The following is a 16,998-nucleotide window of genomic DNA, read 5'->3' on the forward strand; positions in this document are numbered from 1 at the left end:
ACAGCGACCGCCCCGAATCGCCGCGGGAGCCCGCGGCCTCCGCCGACGAAGCCCCGGCAGCGCCTCCGGCGCGGCCCCGCGCCGCGCGCAAGCCGGCCAGGCCTCGCGCCGCCGAGAGCGCGGCGCCGCCGCCAAGGACCCCTAGCATGCCCCAGCCCTTCGTCTTCCGGACCATCGACCTGGACGGCCAGACCATCCGCACCGCGGTGCGTCCGGGCAAGGAAGGCACCACTCCGCTGCTGATCTTCAACGGCATCGGCGCCAACCTGGAACTGGTCTTTCCCTTCGTCCAGGCCCTCGACCCGGAGCTGGAGGTGATCGCCTTCGACGTCCCCGGCGTCGGCGGCTCATCGACGCCCAGCGTGCCCTACCGCTTTCCCGGCCTGGCCAAGCTGGCGGCGCGGATGCTCGACTACCTGGACTATGGTCAGGTCAACGCGATCGGCGTGTCCTGGGGCGGCGCGCTGGCCCAGCAGTTCGCCCACGACTACCCGGAGCGCTGCAAGAAACTGATCCTCGCCGCCACTTCGGCCGGCGCGGTGATGGTGCCGGGCAAGCCGAAGGTGCTGATGCGCATGGCCAGCCCGCGACGCTACATCCAGCCATCCTACGGCGTGCACATCGCCCCGGACATCTACGGCGGCGCCTTCCGCCGCGACCCCAGGCTGGCCATGGCACATGCCAGCAAGGTTCGCTCGTCGGGCAAGCTGGGCTACTACTGGCAACTGTTCGCCGGGCTCGGCTGGACCAGCATCCACTGGCTGCACCGGATCCGCCAGCCGACCCTGGTGCTGGCCGGCGACGACGACCCGATCATTCCGCTGATCAACATGCGCGTGCTGGCCTGGCGCATTCCCAACGCCGAACTGCATGTGATCGACGACGGCCACCTGTTCCTGGTGACCCGCGCCGAATCGGTGGCGCCGATCATCATGAAATTCCTCGCCGAGGAGCGCCGGCGGGCAGTCATGCACCCGCGTCCGTTCCTGCCCAGGACCGGCTGAACCGCCGCGCGGCAACGCCGTGGCAGCAGACACTGCTTCGTCATGGTGCAGGTTCATAGTCGATGTTCCGCAACGGCGCATGGCGCCTGGCTTCGCCGCGACGGCGCGGGCTCTGCGACGCCCGTCCCGGCGTTGTGGTACAGGGCTTGCTGCCCCAGCTTCGGGCGGCATCCTCCCTGTTCAGGGAGGTGCGCGGTTCTGTCCCGGGTGAAACGGAATCCACAGGCTATAACTGAGTATTCCGAGCCAGGGCGCGCTGGCGCCCGAGGCATCCATGACGGTGGTCCTACGACGGAGTATGGTCCATGCGAGAAAAGCAGGATACGGGCAGTGTGCCGGTGCCCGCCGAATTCATGAGTGCGCAGAGCGCCATCGTCGGCCTGCGCGGCAAGGACCTGCTGACCACGGTCCGCAGCCTGGCGGTCCACGGCCTGCGTCAGCCGCTGCACAGCGCGCGGCACCTGGTCGCCTTCGGCGGCCAGCTGGGCAAGGTGCTGCTGGGCGACACCCTGCACCAGCCGAACCCGCAGGACGCCCGCTTCCAGGATCCTTCCTGGCGTCTGAATCCCTTCTACCGGCGCACCCTGCAGGCCTACCTGGCCTGGCAGAAGCAACTGCTCGCCTGGATCGACGAGAGCAACCTGGATCGCGACGACCGCGCCCGCGCGCGCTTCCTCGTGGCCCTGCTGTCCGACGCTGTCGCGCCGAGCAACAGCCTGATCAATCCGCTGGCGCTGAAGGAACTGTTCAACACAGGCGGGATCAGCCTGCTCAACGGCGTGCGCCATCTGCTCGAGGACCTGTTGCACAACGGCGGCATGCCCAGCCAGGTGAACAGGACCGCCTTCGAGATCGGCCGCAACCTGGCCACCACCCAGGGCGCGGTGGTGTACCGCAGCGAGGTGCTGGAGCTGATCCAGTACAAGCCGCTGGGCGAGCGCCGCTACGCCAGGCCACTGCTGATCGTGCCGCCGCAGATCAACAAGTACTACATCTTCGACCTCTCGCCGGAAAAGAGCTTCATCCAGTACGCCCTGAAGAACAACCTGCAGGTCTTCGTCGTCAGTTGGCGCAACCCCGACGCGCAGCACCGCGAATGGGGTCTTAGCACCTATGTCGAGGCCCTCGACCAGGCCATCGAGGCCTGCCGCGAGATCACCGGCAGCCGCAGCGTGAACCTGGCCGGCGCCTGCGCCGGCGGGCTCACCGTGGCCGCCCTGCTCGGCCACCTGCAGGTGCGCCGGCAACTGCGCAAGGTCGCTAGCGCCACCTACCTGGTCAGCCTGCTTGACAGCCAGGTGGAAAGCCCGGCGATGCTCTTCGCCGACGAGCAGACCCTGGAGAACAGCAAGCGCCGCTCCTACCAGCACGGTGTGCTGGACGGCCGCGACATGGCCAGGGTGTTCGCCTGGATGCGCCCCAACGATCTGATCTGGAACTACTGGGTCAACAACTATCTGCTCGGCAAGCAGCCGCCGGCGTTCGACATCCTCTACTGGAACAACGACAACACGCGCCTGCCCGCGGCCTTCCACGGGGAGCTGCTGGACCTGTTCAAGCACAACCCGCTGACCCGCCCGGGCGCCCTCGAAGTCGGCGGTACCCCGGTCGACCTGGGCAAGGTGGCGATCGACAGCTTCCACGTCGCCGGCATCACCGACCACATCACGCCCTGGGACGCGGTCTACCGCTCGGCCCTGCTGCTCGGTGGCGAGCGGCGTTTCATCCTGTCCAACAGCGGGCACATCCAGAGCATCCTCAACCCACCCGGCAACCCCAAGGCCTGCTATTTCGAGAATGACAAGCTGAGCAGCGACCCGCGCGCCTGGTACTACGACGCCAAGCGCGAGGAAGGCAGCTGGTGGCCGGTCTGGCTCGGCTGGCTGCAGGAGCGCTCGGGCGAACTGGGCGAGCCCGGCTTCAACCTCGGCAGCGCCGCCCATCCAGCCCTGGAAGCCGCTCCCGGCACCTACGTCCACATACGCTGAAAGCTCCCGGGCCGGGCCGCACGAACCCGGAAGAAGCACGGATGAAGACACGCGACCGTATCCTCGAATGCGCGCTGCTGCTGTTCAACGAGCAGGGCGAACCCAACGTCTCGACCCTGGAGATCGCCAACGAACTGGGCATCAGCCCGGGCAATCTCTACTACCACTTCCACGGCAAGGAGCCGCTGGTGCTGGCGCTGTTCGAGCGCTTCCAGGCGGAGCTGGCGCCGCTGCTCGATCCACCCGAGGAAGTGCGACTGGGCGCGGAGGATTACTGGCTGTTCCTGCACCTGATCGTCGAGCGTCTCGCCCACTACCGCTTCCTGTTCCAGGACCTGTCCAACCTGACCGGACGCCTGCCCCGCCTGGCCCGCGGCACCCGGACCTGGCTCGGCGCCCTGAAGCGAACCCTGGCCACCCTGCTGGCCCGGCTCAAGGCCGATCGCCAGTTGCACAGCGATGCGCCGGCGCTCGACCAACTGGTCGAGCAGATCACCCTGACCCTGCTGTTCTCCCTGGATTACCAGCGGGTACTGGGCGACAAGGGCGAGGTACGCACGGTGGTCTACCAGATCATGATGCTGGTCGCTCCGCACCTGCGTAGCGAAGCCCGGCGCTCGGCGGAAAGCCTGGCGCAACGATACCTGGGGCCGGAATGAAAAACGCCCGGCGGGTGCCGGGCGTGTGCGTTGCTGCCAGGACTCAGTTCTGGCCGCTCGGCGTCGTCGGAGCGCTCGCTGCCGGAGTGCTGGCAGTGGGGGCGGCGGCCGGCGCTGCGGGAGCGCTCGAGGAGGCAGCTGGAGTGGCCGGTTTCGCCGCGGCGGGCTTGGCGGCCGGCTTCTTCGCCGCAGGCTTTTTCGCAGCCGGCTTGGCGGCCGGTTTCGTCGCCGGCTTGGCGGCGCTCGCAGCGGCTGGCTTGGCGGCCGGCTTCGCAGCCGGTTTCGCTGCGGCTTTCGCCGCCGGCTTGGCGGCAGGCTTCGCTGCGGGCTTGGCCGCTGCAGTCTTCGCTGCCGGCTTGGCCGCCGCGGTCTTCGCTGCCGGCTTGGCTGCAGTCTTCGCCGCCGGCTTGGCCGCGGTTTTCGCCGCGGACTTGGCGGTGGCTTTCGCCACAGGCTTGGCCGCGGGTTTTGCCGCCGGCTTGGCAGCCGCGGTTTTCGCCGCAGGCTTGGCGGCCGCCGTTTTCGTTGCTGGCTTGGCCGCCGGTTTCGCCGCTGGCTTGGCCGCTGCCTTGGCCGCCGGCTTGACGCTGACGCCGGTGAGCTTCTCGATCTGCCTGGTCAGCGTATCGACCTTGCTGTGCAGGTCCTTCACCTCGTTGCGGCTCGGAACGCCGAGACGCGAGATGGCGCTGTTCAGACGCTTGTCGAAGGCTTCCTCGAGCTCGCTCCACTTGCCGAGCGCACGGTCCCGAACCTCGTCGACCTTGCTCTTCGCAGAGCGGGCGGACGCCTTCGCCGCGCCGACCTGCGCGTCCACATCGGACTTCGCTTCTTTTTCAGCCTTCTCGCCGTCTTTCACCAAGGTCTCGAACAGCTTGCTGCCGTCCTTGCTGACCTTCGAGTAGGCCCCCAGACCAGCCAGCCAGATCTGCCGCGAGTATTTCTCGATCTCGCCGATCCAACTGGACTCTTTTTCGCTCTTCTTCTTGCCAGCCATCCTGCTCTCCTTATTGGGTTCTCGCGACACGCTCGAGCACTGCGCTCAGCTCATCCAGCTTAGCAGAGAGTGCTTCGACATCGTTCCGGGAAGGTATGCCTATCCGGTTCAACGTGCTGGCGACACGGCTGTCGAATGCCTGCTCGATCCTGTCGAGCTGGTCTTCGACTTTTCCCTTCACCGAAGAGAGGCCGGTCTTGACACTGTCATTGGCCGAATCGACCTGACTTGTGACCAGCGATTTGCCTTTTTTCTCCAGGGCTTCGCCAGCTTTCACCAATTCCTTGAAGTAGTCGCTGCCTTCGGCTCCCAGCCGGGAATACGCGCCCAGCCCGGCGAGCCAGATCTGGCGGGCGTAGTGGCGGATCTCGGAGAGCAGGGAAGAGGATTCGGGGACGGTCTGTTTCTTCAGGGCAATCTTGGCCATGGGGCACCTCACGCGCGTTGGGTCGAAGAAACCGCAGGCGCCGCCGGAACGCTGGCAGCGTGAGAGCAAGGTATCGGGGAAAATTAGAAACCGCATACTAAGCGGAAGATGGGCGCCGCCAGGACGACGACGCCCGGAGGGATCAGGCCAGCGCCTTGTCCAGGGCCTTCTCGATCTCGCCCTTGAGCAGGCCGCTCATGGCCGAGAGCATCAGGCCGAGCTTGACGTCCACCGCGACCTTGTCCGCCCCCACCGCGATCCTGCCGTCGACGCCGCTGCGCTTGAAGGTCAGCTCGTCGCCCTGCCATTCGCACTGCACGCCGTGCTCCTTCGCCAGACGTTCGGCCAGTTTCTCCGCCTTGGCCCGTGCGGCGTCCAGCCCCAGGCTGTGCGGACGTTCGATGTGGATACGCGACATGGATCGACTCCTGATTGCAGATCGCAAAACTATACGCGGCCAGACAAAACACCGCACCCGCGCCGTCGGACGGCGGCACAGCACTTTCCCCACATCCTGTTAGAATGCCCGGCATTCTTTCCAGGTGAGAACGTCATGAACGATCCCCGCAAAGGCGCCGACGCCGAGCCCACCACCCACTTCGGCTACCAGAACGTTCCGGAAAGCCAGAAGGCGAAGAAGGTCGCCGAGGTCTTCCACTCGGTGGCGGCCAAGTACGACCTGATGAACGACCTGATGTCCGGCGGCATCCATCGCCTGTGGAAGCGCTTCACCATCGAACTCTCCGGCGTACGCAGCGGCAACCGCGTGCTCGACATCGCCGGCGGCACCGGCGACCTGACCCGGCAGTTCTCGCGCCTGGTCGGCCCGAGCGGCGAGGTGGTGCTGGCCGACATCAACGCCTCGATGCTCAAGGTCGGCCGCGACAAGCTGCTCGACAAGGGCGTCTCCGGCAACGTCAGCTTCGTCCAGGCGGACGCCGAGAAGCTGCCCTTCCCGGACAACCACTTCGACTGCGTGACCATCGCCTTCGGCCTGCGCAACGTCACCCACAAGGACGAAGCGATCCGCTCCATGCTGCGCGTGCTCAAGCCCGGCGGCCGCCTGCTGGTGCTGGAGTTCTCCAAGCCGAGCAGCAGCCTGCTGTCCAAGGCCTACGACGCCTATTCGTTCAGCCTGCTGCCACTGATGGGCAAGCTGGTCACCAACGACTCCGAGAGCTACCGCTACCTGGCCGAGTCGATCCGCATGCACCCCGACCAGGAAACCCTCAAGGCGATGATGGTGGAAGCCGGCTTCGACCGCGTGACCTACCACAACATGACCGGCGGCATCGTCGCCCTGCATCGCGGTATCAAGCCTTAACCGGGGGCGCGCCGATGAGCTCGCTGCTGATCCAGGCCGTGCTGGCCGCCGCCGAAACCGGCATCAATCGCGTCCTGCGCCTCGACGGGACGGCGCTGCCGCGCCTGCGCCGGCTGGCCGGCAAGGTCATCGAGGTCGACTGCCTGAGCCCGGCGCTGCGGGTCTTCATCCTGCCAGCCGGCGACGGCCTGCATTTCTCCGCGCACCACGAGGCCGAGGTCGACTGCACCCTGCGCGCCCCGGCCGGCAACCTCCTGCACCTGGCCCTGGCGCGCGACAAGACCCGCGTCCTGCACAGCCCGGAAGTCAGCATGGACGGCGACAGCGCGGCCCTGCTGGAACTCGCCGGCATCCTGCAGAGCCTGGAGCTGGACTGGGAGTACGAACTGTCGCGCTGGCTCGGCCCGCTCGCCACCCAGGTGCTCGGCAGCGGCCTGCGCGACGCTTCGCGCTGGAGCGCGCAGAGCCTGCACAGCCTGCGCCTGAACCTGGCCGACTATCTTGCCGAGGAAAGCCGCACGCTGGTCGGCCAGCACGAAGCCGAAGCCCGCTTCGCCGAACTGGACCAGCTGAAGCTGGCCCTCGATCGTCTCGACGCGCGCGTCGAGCGCCTCAGCCAAAAGACCAAGCCCGACGCATGAAGCTCCTCGCTTTCCGCCGCCTGCTGCGCATCCAGCGCGTCGTCGTCCGCTACCGCCTGGACGACCTGATCCTCGAACTGCCGATGCTGCCCTGGTGGCTGCGCCTGCTCGGCGCCGCTCTGCCCTGGCGCTGGCTGCCACGGCGCAAGCTGGAACTGACCCGCGGCGCGCGGCTGCGCCTGGCGCTACAGGACCTCGGGCCGATCTTCATCAAGTTCGGGCAGATTCTCTCGACCCGTCGCGACCTGCTGCCCGACGACATCGCCAACGAACTGGCCTGGCTGCAGGACAAGGTGCCGCCCTTCCCGCCGGAGCTGGCGGTCAAGCGCATCGAGGAGCAGCTCGGAGCGAAGATCGAGCAGGTCTTCGCCCGCTTCGAACGCGAGCCGCTGGCCTCCGCCTCGGTGGCGCAGGTCCATGCCGCGCGCCTGAAGAGCGGCGAGGAAGTGGTGGTGAAGGTGATCCGGCCGAACCTGGAACCGGTGATCCGCTCCGACATCGCCTGGCTGTTCATCCTCGCCCGCCTCGCCGAGCGGGTCTCCAGCGAAGCGCGGCGCCTGCACCCGGTGGAGGTGGTCAGCGACTACGAGAAGACCATCGTCGACGAACTCGACCTGCTCCGCGAGGCGGCCAACGCCTCGCAGCTGCGACGCAACTTCGAAGGCTCGCCGCTGCTCTACGTGCCGCAGGTCTACTGGGACTGGTGCCGGCCCAAGGTGCTGGTGATGGAGCGCATCTACGGCATCCCGGTGACCGACCTGGAAACCCTGCGCGACCAGCGCACCGACTTCAAGGCACTGGCCGAGCGCGGCGTAGAGATCTTCTTCACCCAGGTGTTCCGCGACAGCTTCTTCCATGCCGACATGCACCCCGGCAACATCTTCGTCAGCACCCGCGCGCCCTGGAGCCCGCAATACATCGCGGTGGACTGCGGCATCGTCGGCAGCCTCACCGACGAGGACCAGGACTACCTGGCGCGCAACCTGATCGCCTTCTTCAAGCGCGACTACCGCAAGGTCGCCCAACTGCATATCGACTCCGGCTGGGTCCCGGCGGAAACCAAGGTCAACGATTTCGAGGCGGCGATCCGTACCGTCTGCGAACCGATCTTCGAGAAGCCGCTGAAGGACATCTCCTTCGGCCAGGTCCTGCTGCGCCTGTTCCAGACCGCGCGCCGCTTCAACATGGAGATCCAGCCGCAACTGGTGCTGCTGCAGAAGACCCTGCTGAACATCGAAGGCCTCGGCCGCCAGCTGTATCCGGAACTCGACCTGTGGGCCACCGCCCAGCCGTTCCTGGAGCGCTGGATGCGCGAACGGGTCAGCCCGAAACAGCTGCTGCGCAATTTCCAGCAACAGGTCGAGCAGGTGCCGCACCTGTCGCAGATGGCCCGCGACACCCTCGAACGCCTGTCACAACCGCACGCCCACAATGCGCCGCCACCGGAGTGGAAAAGCTCCCGGCACGACTGGCTCGGACGCCTGGTCGGCGCGGTGCTGCTGGTCGGCGCCGCCGAGGTCGGCCTCGGCCAGCAGCTGGAAGCCTGGCCGGCCTGGGTGATGCTGGCCGGCGGGGTGTTCCTGATCCTGCGCCGATAGCCAGTCGCGTCCACGGCTGGCACACTACCCCTATTTCCGCCGGAAACGCGGGCAACGCACCGGCAACGAACGTGGAAAGACCATGAAAGACTGGCTGGATGAGATTCACTGGAACGCCGACGGCCTGGTCCCGGCGATCGCCCAGGATCACGAGACCGGGCGCGTGCTGATGATGGCCTGGATGAACCGCGAGGCGCTGGCCCTGACCGCCAGCGAGAACCGGGCGATCTACTGGTCGCGCTCGCGTGGCAAGCTGTGGCGCAAGGGCGAAGAGTCCGGACACGTGCAGAAGCTCCATGAGCTGCGCCTGGATTGCGATGCCGATGTGGTCATCCTGATGGTCGAGCAGGTCGGCGGGATCGCCTGCCATACCGGCCGGGAAAGCTGCTTCTACCGGGTCTACGAGAATGGCGACTGGAAGGTCGTCGATCCGGTGCTGAAGGACCCGGACGCCATCTACGAACACGCAGGACACCAGCATGAGTGACACCCTGACCCGCCTGGCGGCGGTGCTCGAGGAGCGCAGGAACGCCGCGCCCGACAGCTCCTACGTGGCCAGCCTGTACCACAAGGGACTGAACAAGATCCTGGAGAAGGTCGGCGAGGAGTCGGTGGAAACCATCATCGCCGCCAAGGACGCCGCCGCCAGCGGCGACTGCCAGGAGCTGATCTACGAAACCGCCGACCTCTGGTTCCACTCGCTGGTGATGCTCTCGGCCCTCGGCCAGCATCCGCAAGCCGTGCTGGACGAACTGGAGCGCCGCTTCGGCCTTTCCGGCCACGCCGAGAAAGCCGCCCGCCAACCATCGGCCTGAACCCTACACATACGAGGAATACGACATGGGCATTTTTGACTGGAAACACTGGATCGTCATTCTGATCGTGGTGGTGCTGGTGTTCGGCACCAAGCGCCTGAAGAACCTCGGCTCCGATGTCGGCGAGGCGATCAAGGGCTTCCGCAAGGCGGTGAACACCGAGGAAGACGACAAGAAGGAGCAGCCCGCCGCCCAGCCGGCACAGCCGCTGAACCAGCCGCACACCATCGACGCCCAGGCCCAGAAGGTCGAAGAGCCGGCGCGCAAGGACTGACGGGTAGCCATCGATGTTCGGAATCAGCTTCAGCGAACTGCTGCTGGTCGGGCTGATCGCCCTGCTGGTGCTCGGCCCCGAGCGCCTGCCCGGCGCCGCGCGTACCGCCGGCCTGTGGATCGGCCGCCTGAAGCGCAGTTTCAATACCATCAAGCAGGAAGTGGAACGGGAAATCGGCGCCGACGAGATTCGTCGGCAACTGCACAACGAGCACATCCTCTCGATGGAGCGCGAAGCGCAGAAGCTGCTGGCGCCGTTGACCGGCCAGAATCCGCCGCAGGAAAACCCTCCTCCAGCCAACGACAGCCCGGCGCCTGGCGTGCCTACGCCGCCAGCGGCCAGCACGCCTGCGCCTCCGCCCGCGGACGCAGCGGCGACGCCGCCGGCCGCCCCTGCCCCCATTTCCTCGCAACCGCCCGAGACGCCGCGTAATCCATGAGCGCCGAAAAACCCGAACAGCCCGAGCACGACCAGGAAATGCCGCTGGTCTCGCACCTGACCGAACTGCGCACCCGCCTGCTGCGCAGCGTGGCGGCGATCTTCCTGATCTTCGCCGGCCTGTTCTATTTCTCTCAGAAGATCTACACCCTGGTCTCCGAGCCGCTGCGCCGCTTCCTCCCGGAAGGCACCAGCATGATCGCCACCGACGTCGCCTCGCCGTTCCTCGCGCCGTTCAAGCTGACCATGGTGGTGGCGCTGTTCCTGGCGATGCCGGTGATCCTCGCGCAGGTCTGGGGCTTCATCGCCCCCGGCCTGTACAAGCACGAGAAGCGCGTGGCGCTGCCGCTACTGGTGTCCAGCATCATCCTGTTCTACGCCGGGATGGCCTTCGCCTACTTCCTGGTGTTCCCGATGATCTTCCACTTCTTCGCCAGCGTGACCCCCGAGGGCGTGGCGATGATGACGGACATCAACAGCTACCTGGACTTCGTCCTGACCCTGTTCTTCGCCTTCGGCGTCGCCTTCGAGATCCCGGTGGCCACCGTGCTGCTGATCTGGATCGGGGTGGTCGACGTCGAGTACCTGAAGAAGATCCGCCCGTACGTGATCATCGGCTGCTTCGTGGTCGGCATGGTCCTGACCCCGCCGGACATCTTCTCCCAGACCATGCTCGCGGTGCCGATGTGGCTGCTGTTCGAGATCGGCCTGCTGTTCGGCCGCCTGGTACGCAAGCGCGGCGAGCATCCGGACGACCAACCGGCCAGCGACGGCGACCAGCCCCCGGCCACCCGCCAGTGAACCTGCTGCTGCTCGACGATGCCGACTTCGTCTCGGCGGATCGCGCGGTCCTGCACGATCGCCGCCTCAGGCACCTGCACGAAGTGCACCGCGCCGAGAACGGCGACACCCTGCGGGTCGGCCGCCTCGGCGGCTGGATGGGCGAAGGCCGCCTGCTGCAGCTCGATGCCCGCGAGGCGACCCTGGAGGTACGCTTCGACCAGCCGCCGCCGGCCAAGCTGCCGATCACCCTGCTGCTGGCCTTGCCGCGACCGAAGATGCTCCGCCGGGTGTTGCAGACCATCGCCGCGATGGGCGTACCGAAGCTGGTGCTGCTGAACAGCTACCGCGTGGAAAAGAGCTTCTGGCAGACCCCCTTCCTCGACCCGTCGGCGATCCGCGAGAACCTGGTCCTCGGCCTGGAGCAGGCCCGCGATACGGTGCTGCCGGAAATCATCGTCGAGAAGCGCTTCAAGCCCTTCGTCGAAGACCGCCTGCCGGCCCTGGCCGCCGGCAGCCTAGGCCTGGTCGGCCATCCCGGCCCCTGGCCGGCCTGTCCGCGCGCGGTGGAGAAGCCGGTGACCCTGGCGATCGGCCCGGAGGGCGGCTGGATTCCCTACGAGGTCGACAAGCTGCGCGAGGCCGGTCTGCATCCGGTGCAGCTCGGCGAACGCATCCTGCGCGTGGAAACCGCGGTCACCGCCCTGCTCGCCCGGCTGTTCTGAAGCGCCTCTGGCAAAAAAACTGAAGGTTTTTCCTACACGGCCGACAACCTCTGTCGCGCAGGGCTCCGCACGACAACCATAAACCTCGCCCGCCGGCCATGTACCGGTCCCTCCGCGCCCATCCACAGGGCGCGCGCCGCTGAGCCATTACCTGTTCCGCCACGCCATGGGGCTGCCACCCCAGGGTGTCGCACTGCCTGGAGTAATGACGATGTACGATTGGTGGGTTCTCCAACTGGCCAAGCTGAGCGTCAGCCGCAAGCTGATGCTCGGTTTCGGTGTCCTCCTCGCGCTGCTTCTGCTGGTGGTGGTCAGCAGCAACCGCACGCTCACGCACCAGACCGCGCTGAGCGAGCAGCTCGCCGAGGTGGCCACGCTCATGGAACAGGCCCAGCAGGCCGAGCAGGCGCACCTGGCGTTCGACGCCGGCAGCGACCCGCGCCAGGCCGAGCGGCTGCGCCGGATACTCACCGGCATGCTCGAGCGCCTGCGGCAACTGCGCGACAGCGAACTCGACCCGGCCGCCCTGGCCCGTGAGGCCGAGGCGATCGAGGCCTACCGCGGGGCCTTCGACGACCTCGCCGCCGCCGACCAGCAGCGCAGCGCCGCCCGCGGTGTGCTGGTGGGCAGCGCGCAACAGGCGCTGGACAGCTTCGCCCGCCTGGAAGAACTGATGGACGCCAGCCTCGCGCGACAGGCCGGCGATCCGCAGGCGCTGCAACGCAGCCGCGCGGTAGCCGACCTGCACCAACAACTGCTCATGGTGCGCTACCAGGTGCGTGGCTATGTCTTCGAGCGCAGCGACAAGGCCGAGCAGGCCGCGTTCGACGCGTTCGACGCACTGCGCCAGGCCGGCACGGCGCTACGCGGACAGTTGCCGGAGGAGGCCGGTGCGGCGCTGGAACAGGCCATGCGCAGCCTCCAGGACTACCGTGGCGGCATCGAGCAGTTCCGCGCCGGCGTCGCTCGCACGCGCCAGGCGCAGCAGGTGATGCAGAGCAGCACCCAGGATATGGCCCGGGCCGGCCAGACCCTCACCGAAGCCGGTCGCCAATTGCGCGAAAGCACCGCCAGCCGCGACCGCGCCAGCCTCTGGCTGATCGCCGCGCTGGCCCTGGCCTTCGGCTGCGTCGCCGGCTGGGCGATCAACCGGCAGATCGTCCGGCCGCTGGACGAAGCCCTCGCGCTGGCCGAGGCCATCGCCGCCGGCGACCTCGGCAAGCGTCCGCAGAATCCCCTGACCCTCCAGCGTCGCGACGAACTGGGCCAGTTGCAGCGGGTCATGCAGCGCATGGGCGACAGCTTGCGCGAACTGGTCGGGCAGATCGGCGACGGTGTCGGCCAGCTGGCCAGCTCCGCCGAGGAACTCTCGGCGGTCACCGAGCAGGCCCGAGCCGGGGTCAACAGCCAGAAGGTCGAGACCGACCAGGTCGCCACCGCCATGCACGAGATGACCGCCACCGTGCAAGACGTCGCGCGCAACGCCGAACTGGCTTCCCAGGCCGCTCGCCAGGCCGACGAAGAGGCGCGCCAGGGCGACGCGGTGGTCGACCAGGCGGTGACCCGCATCGAACGCCTGGCCACCGAGATGGACGGCTCCAGCGAAGCCATGGCGCGCCTGAGGAACGACAGCGAACAGATCGGCAGCGTCCTCGACGTGATCAAGTCGGTGGCCGAGCAGACCAACCTGCTGGCGCTCAACGCCGCCATCGAGGCTGCCCGCGCCGGCGAGGCCGGACGCGGCTTCGCCGTGGTCGCCGACGAGGTGCGCGGCCTGGCCCAGCGCACCCAGCACTCCACCGCCGAGATCGAGGGCCTGATCCAGCGTCTCCAGCAGGGCGCCGGCGAGGCCGCCGATCGCCTGGAGAACAGCCGCTCGCTCACCGCCAGCACGGTGGAGCTGGCGCGCCGCGCCGGCGTCGCGCTGGACAGCATCACCCGCACCGTCTCCGATATCCAGAACATGAACCTGCAGATCGCCACGGCCGCCGAGCAGCAGAGCACGGTGGCCGAGGAGATCAACCGCAGTGTGCTCAATGTGCGCGACGTCGCCGAGCAGTCGGCCGCCGCCAGCGAGCAGACCGCCGCCGCCAGCGGCGAGCTGGCACGCCTGGGCACGCGGCTGCAGGCGCAGGTGGGGCGCTTCCGCCTGTAACATCCCGAGAGGATCCTTTCTGCGACCGCAGCCCCTCCCGTCCATCGAAAGCGGACAGGAGGGGCGCCTTTGCGTAGGATCAGGCTTTCGCCTTTTGGGAGATGACGCCATGCGCCCGATGACCATCGATATCGACGAACTGGCCTTCGCCCTGGATACCCCGGGAATCGACCACTACCTCGACCTGTACAGCGGCAAGGTGCTGCTGATCTCCGCCGAAGCCCCCGACCCGGAACTCGAGGCGCTGCTGGAAAACGAGCCGGAGCGTCTGCTGCTGATCGATCCGCTGAGCACCACCCAGTCACTGGGATTGATGCAGGACTTCCTGCGCGAAGTGGAGGAACCGCACGCCTACGCGACCCTGGCCAACGCGCTGCAGAGCCGCAAGCCGTTCAAGGCCTTCAAGCATTCGCTGATGGAATATCCGGAGCTGCTGCAGGACTGGTATCGCTACCAGGGCGAGCGCCTGCGCGAATGGGCGCTGGACTGGCTGGAGGACAACGATATCCAGCCGGCCGCGCGACAGAGCCCGACGTCGCTCCTGTCGCCGCCGGGCAAGCCGTTCGCCTAGCGCGGCGCTAGAGGACCTGGCGGAGGAAGGCCTGGGCCCGCGGGTCCTGCGGGTTGTCGAAGAACTGCGCAGGCGGCGCGTCCTCCAGCAGCTTGCCGTGGTCGAAGAACAGCACGCGGTCGGCCACCTCGCGGGCAAAGCCCATTTCGTGGGTCACGCAGACCATGGTCATGCCTTCGACGGCGAGGGTCTTCATCACGTCGAGCACCTCGCCGACCATTTCCGGATCGAGCGCCGAGGTCGGTTCGTCGAACAGCATCACCTTGGGATCCATGCACAGCGCGCGGGCGATCGCCACCCGCTGCTGCTGGCCGCCGGACAGGCGCGAGGGATATTCGTCGGCCTTCTGCCCGATGCCGACCTTGGCCAGCAGCGCCCGCGCCTTCGCCTCGCGCTCGGCCTTGCCACGCTTGCGCACCACGCGCTGGGCCAGGCAGAGGTTCTCCAGCACGGTCATGTGCGGGAACAGGTTGAAATGCTGGAAGACCATCCCGACTTCGCGGCGGTAGGCATTGATATCGGTCTTCGGGTCGGCGAGGTCGACGCCGTCGATGCTCACCGAACCCTCGTCGAATTCCTCCAGGCCGTTCAGGCAGCGCAGGAAAGTCGACTTGCCCGAGCCGGACGGGCCGATCACCACCAGCACCTCGCCCCTGGCCACGCGCGTGCTCACGTCGTCCACCGCGCGCACCACCTGGCCGCGGGTATCGAAGACCTTCAGCAGGTTGCGTACTTCAATCACTTTGTCCGAGCCTCCGCTCCAGTCGGGATGCCATGTGCGAAAGGGGCAGGTTCAACAGCAGGTACAGCGCGGCGACGCAGAACCAGATCTCGAAGGTGGAGAACGAGGTGGTGATCGCCTCGCGGCCGCTCTTGGTCAGTTCGGTGATGGCGATCACCGAGACCAGCGAGGTGTCCTTGACCAGGCTGATGAACTGCCCGGCCAGCGGCGGCAGCACGCGTTTGAAGGCCTGCGGCAGGATCACGTGGCGCATCGACTGGCTGGCGTTGAGCCCCAGGGAACGGGCAGCCTCGTTCTGCCCGCGGGCGATGGACTGCACGCCGGCGCGAATGATCTCGGCCACGTAGGCGCCGGTGAACAGCGCCAGCGCGGCGACCCCGGCGAACTCGCGGGACAGGTCGAGCACCGTGCCGATGAAGAAATAGAAGATGAAGATCTGCACCAGCAGCGGCGTGCCGCGTACCAGTTCGACGTAGATCGTCGACAGGTCGTGCAATGTCGGGTTCTTCGACAGCCGGCAGAGCCCGGCGACCAGGCCGATCGCCAGGCCGATCGCGCCGGACACCAGCGACAGCCAGAGGGTGGTCCACAGGCCCCATAGCAGCGGACCGGCGGCCCAGTGGCGGGTCACCCCGACCACGTCGCCCTCGGCCACGTCGTCGCCCTCGGCGAACTGCAGGCTGTCCGCCGCAACGGTCAGGACCTGCTGCTCGCCGCTGTCGCCGAGCAGCGTGACGCGCGCGTCCCTGCCCTGCTCCTGGATGCCATCGACCCGGCCGATTTCGCTGGCCCGCAGCGGCTCCTCGGCCTGGTAGGCGAAGTACTGCGGGACGCGGTTCCAGCGCCATTCATAGGAAATCAGCGAGGTGGAGAACCACAGGGCCCAGGCCAGGGCCAGCAGGATCAACCCGGTCAGCAGATGCCAGGGCCAGACGGAACGTTTCTTCTTGGTCACGGAAACTCTCTCGAACGATGGAATGCGCAGGTACGACGGCCCCCTTCGCGGGGGCCGTCAGCGGTTCATTCCATTTCCTTCAGCCACTCGGTGTTCTTGAACCACTTGTCGTGGATGCGCTGATAGGTGCCGTCTTCGCGGATCTGATGGAGGAAGTTGTTGATGAAGTTGATGCTGTCGTAGTCGCCTTTCTTCAGGCCGAAGGCCAGCGGCTCGTAGGTGAACGGCTGGTCGAGGTAGACCAGCTTGCCGGCGCCGAACTTGCTCACCGCCACCACGTTGTAGGGCGAGTCGTAGATGAAGGCGTCGGCCTTGCCGTTGACCACGTCCATCACCGCTTCCGGCTCGTTGTCGAAGCCGTGGTACTTGGCCTTGCTGATCAGCTTGCGGGCGACGATCTCGCCGGTGGTGCCGATTTTCGAGGTGATGCTGTACTGCGGGTCGTTCAGGTCCTTGTAGGACTTGATCTTGCCTTCCAGCTCCTTGCGCACCAGCAGGGTCTGGCCGACCACGATGAAGGGCTCGGAGAAGTTCAGGCGCAGGTTGCGCTCCTGGGTCAGGGTCATGCCCGAGCCGATCATGTCGAACTTGCCGGTCAGCAGCGCCGGGATGATCCCGTCGTAGCTGGTGGAAACCAGCTCCAGCTTGACGCCCATGGACTTGGCCATGGCCTTGAGCAGGTCGACCTCGAAGCCGATGATCTGGCCACGCTTGTTGGTCATCTCGAACGGCATGTAGGTCGGGTCCATGCCGACCCGCAGGGTGCCGCGCTTGACCGCGTCCTCCACCGCGCCGGCCGCCTGGACCGAAGCCACGCCCAGCAGGGCGCAGACGCCCAGAACCAATGAAGCAAGATACTTTTTCATTCCCCACTCCCCAGCAGTCTTGGAAACACAGTCGTCGAA

20 protein-coding genes are annotated in these 16,998 nt (G+C 67.0%); 14 read left to right on the forward strand and 6 right to left on the reverse strand.

Annotation, left to right across the window (positions count from 1 at the left end; all coding sequences use genetic code 11):
* The first annotated feature begins 146 nt into the window (after positions 1-146).
* The 3 genes from phaZ (at position 147) to B7D75_RS26245 (ending at position 3,651) form a co-directional block, all read left to right on the forward strand.
* The gene (gene phaZ, locus B7D75_RS26235) at positions 147-1,004 is read left to right on the forward strand and encodes a poly(3-hydroxyalkanoate) depolymerase (RefSeq protein WP_034081753.1); all 858 of its coding nucleotides are present in this window, start codon (positions 147-149) and stop codon (positions 1,002-1,004) included.
* A gap of 305 nt (positions 1,005-1,309) precedes the next feature.
* Positions 1,310-2,992 (forward strand): class II poly(R)-hydroxyalkanoic acid synthase, encoded by a 1,683-nt coding sequence (phaC, locus tag B7D75_RS26240; protein WP_034081754.1) that lies wholly within the window; start codon positions 1,310-1,312, stop codon positions 2,990-2,992.
* Between the two features lie 41 nt (positions 2,993-3,033).
* Positions 3,034-3,651, forward strand: coding sequence for a TetR/AcrR family transcriptional regulator (locus B7D75_RS26245; protein ID WP_012077735.1), 618 nt, complete (start codon positions 3,034-3,036; stop codon positions 3,649-3,651).
* Positions 3,652-3,694: 43 nt separating this feature from the next.
* Here the strand turns inward: B7D75_RS26245 and B7D75_RS26250 are convergent, their stop codons facing one another.
* The 3 genes from B7D75_RS26250 to B7D75_RS26260 form a co-directional block, all read right to left on the reverse strand.
* Positions 3,695-4,648, reverse strand: a complete 954-nt coding sequence (locus B7D75_RS26250; RefSeq protein WP_053814718.1) for a phasin family protein — start codon at positions 4,646-4,648, stop codon at positions 3,695-3,697.
* 10 nt (positions 4,649-4,658) lie between these two features.
* Complete coding sequence (locus B7D75_RS26255) at positions 4,659-5,075, reverse strand: phasin family protein (protein WP_034081758.1); 417 nt, start codon at positions 5,073-5,075, stop codon at positions 4,659-4,661.
* Positions 5,076-5,217: 142 nt separating this feature from the next.
* A complete protein-coding gene (locus tag B7D75_RS26260) occupies positions 5,218-5,493 on the reverse strand; it encodes a polyhydroxyalkanoic acid system family protein (protein ID WP_003095874.1) in 276 nt (91 codons plus the stop codon).
* A 135-nt stretch (positions 5,494-5,628) separates the two neighbouring features.
* Here B7D75_RS26260 and ubiE point away from each other — a divergent pair, with 135 nt between their 5' ends.
* The 11 genes from ubiE (at position 5,629) to B7D75_RS26315 (ending at position 14,396) form a co-directional block, all read left to right on the forward strand.
* Positions 5,629-6,399, forward strand: coding sequence for a bifunctional demethylmenaquinone methyltransferase/2-methoxy-6-polyprenyl-1,4-benzoquinol methylase UbiE (ubiE, locus tag B7D75_RS26265; protein ID WP_034081760.1), 771 nt, complete (start codon positions 5,629-5,631; stop codon positions 6,397-6,399).
* 14 nt (positions 6,400-6,413) lie between these two features.
* Positions 6,414-7,040: a ubiquinone biosynthesis accessory factor UbiJ gene (locus B7D75_RS26270; RefSeq protein ID WP_107114571.1), complete on the forward strand. Its 627-nt coding sequence runs from the start codon at positions 6,414-6,416 to the stop codon at positions 7,038-7,040.
* Positions 7,037-8,638, forward strand: coding sequence for a ubiquinone biosynthesis regulatory protein kinase UbiB (ubiB, locus tag B7D75_RS26275; RefSeq protein ID WP_003155133.1), 1,602 nt, complete (start codon positions 7,037-7,039; stop codon positions 8,636-8,638). Before B7D75_RS26270 ends, ubiB begins: the two co-directional genes overlap by 4 nt.
* Before the next feature lie 82 nt (positions 8,639-8,720).
* Positions 8,721-9,125, forward strand: a complete 405-nt coding sequence (hisI, locus tag B7D75_RS26280) for a phosphoribosyl-AMP cyclohydrolase (RefSeq protein ID WP_003155134.1) — start codon at positions 8,721-8,723, stop codon at positions 9,123-9,125.
* Positions 9,118-9,453: a phosphoribosyl-ATP diphosphatase gene (locus tag B7D75_RS26285; RefSeq protein ID WP_003155136.1), complete on the forward strand. Its 336-nt coding sequence runs from the start codon at positions 9,118-9,120 to the stop codon at positions 9,451-9,453. Before hisI ends, B7D75_RS26285 begins: the two co-directional genes overlap by 8 nt.
* Before the next feature lie 25 nt (positions 9,454-9,478).
* Complete coding sequence (locus B7D75_RS26290; RefSeq protein WP_003155137.1) at positions 9,479-9,727, forward strand: twin-arginine translocase TatA/TatE family subunit; 249 nt, start codon at positions 9,479-9,481, stop codon at positions 9,725-9,727.
* 13 nt (positions 9,728-9,740) lie between these two features.
* On the forward strand, positions 9,741-10,166 hold the full coding sequence (gene tatB, locus B7D75_RS26295; RefSeq protein ID WP_012077738.1) for a Sec-independent protein translocase protein TatB: 426 nt from the start codon (positions 9,741-9,743) through the stop codon (positions 10,164-10,166).
* Positions 10,163-10,966: a twin-arginine translocase subunit TatC gene (gene tatC, locus B7D75_RS26300; RefSeq protein WP_012077739.1), complete on the forward strand. Its 804-nt coding sequence runs from the start codon at positions 10,163-10,165 to the stop codon at positions 10,964-10,966. The genes tatB and tatC overlap by 4 nt, the downstream gene beginning before the upstream one ends.
* The gene (locus tag B7D75_RS26305) at positions 10,963-11,670 is read left to right on the forward strand and encodes a 16S rRNA (uracil(1498)-N(3))-methyltransferase (protein WP_058146487.1); all 708 of its coding nucleotides are present in this window, start codon (positions 10,963-10,965) and stop codon (positions 11,668-11,670) included. The genes tatC and B7D75_RS26305 overlap by 4 nt, the downstream gene beginning before the upstream one ends.
* Positions 11,671-11,881: 211 nt before the next feature.
* Positions 11,882-13,825, forward strand: a complete 1,944-nt coding sequence (gene mcpK, locus B7D75_RS26310; protein ID WP_107114572.1) for a methyl-accepting chemotaxis protein McpK — start codon at positions 11,882-11,884, stop codon at positions 13,823-13,825.
* 109 nt (positions 13,826-13,934) lie between these two features.
* Positions 13,935-14,396, forward strand: coding sequence for a UPF0158 family protein (locus B7D75_RS26315; protein WP_034081767.1), 462 nt, complete (start codon positions 13,935-13,937; stop codon positions 14,394-14,396).
* A 7-nt stretch (positions 14,397-14,403) separates the two neighbouring features.
* On the opposite strand, the gene B7D75_RS26320 is transcribed toward B7D75_RS26315, so the two are convergent.
* From B7D75_RS26320 to B7D75_RS26330, 3 genes are all read right to left on the reverse strand, one after another.
* Positions 14,404-15,138: an amino acid ABC transporter ATP-binding protein gene (locus tag B7D75_RS26320; RefSeq protein WP_012077741.1), complete on the reverse strand. Its 735-nt coding sequence runs from the start codon at positions 15,136-15,138 to the stop codon at positions 14,404-14,406.
* The gene (locus B7D75_RS26325) at positions 15,131-16,093 is read right to left on the reverse strand and encodes an amino acid ABC transporter permease (RefSeq protein WP_003153865.1); all 963 of its coding nucleotides are present in this window, start codon (positions 16,091-16,093) and stop codon (positions 15,131-15,133) included. Before B7D75_RS26325 ends, B7D75_RS26320 begins: the two co-directional genes overlap by 8 nt.
* A gap of 65 nt (positions 16,094-16,158) precedes the next feature.
* Complete coding sequence (locus tag B7D75_RS26330) at positions 16,159-16,959, reverse strand: transporter substrate-binding domain-containing protein (RefSeq protein ID WP_003153866.1); 801 nt, start codon at positions 16,957-16,959, stop codon at positions 16,159-16,161.
* Positions 16,960-16,998: the final 39 nt, after the last annotated feature.

The organism is Pseudomonas paraeruginosa (assembly GCF_003025345.2).
GTDB classification, from domain to species: domain Bacteria; phylum Pseudomonadota; class Gammaproteobacteria; order Pseudomonadales; family Pseudomonadaceae; genus Pseudomonas; species Pseudomonas paraeruginosa.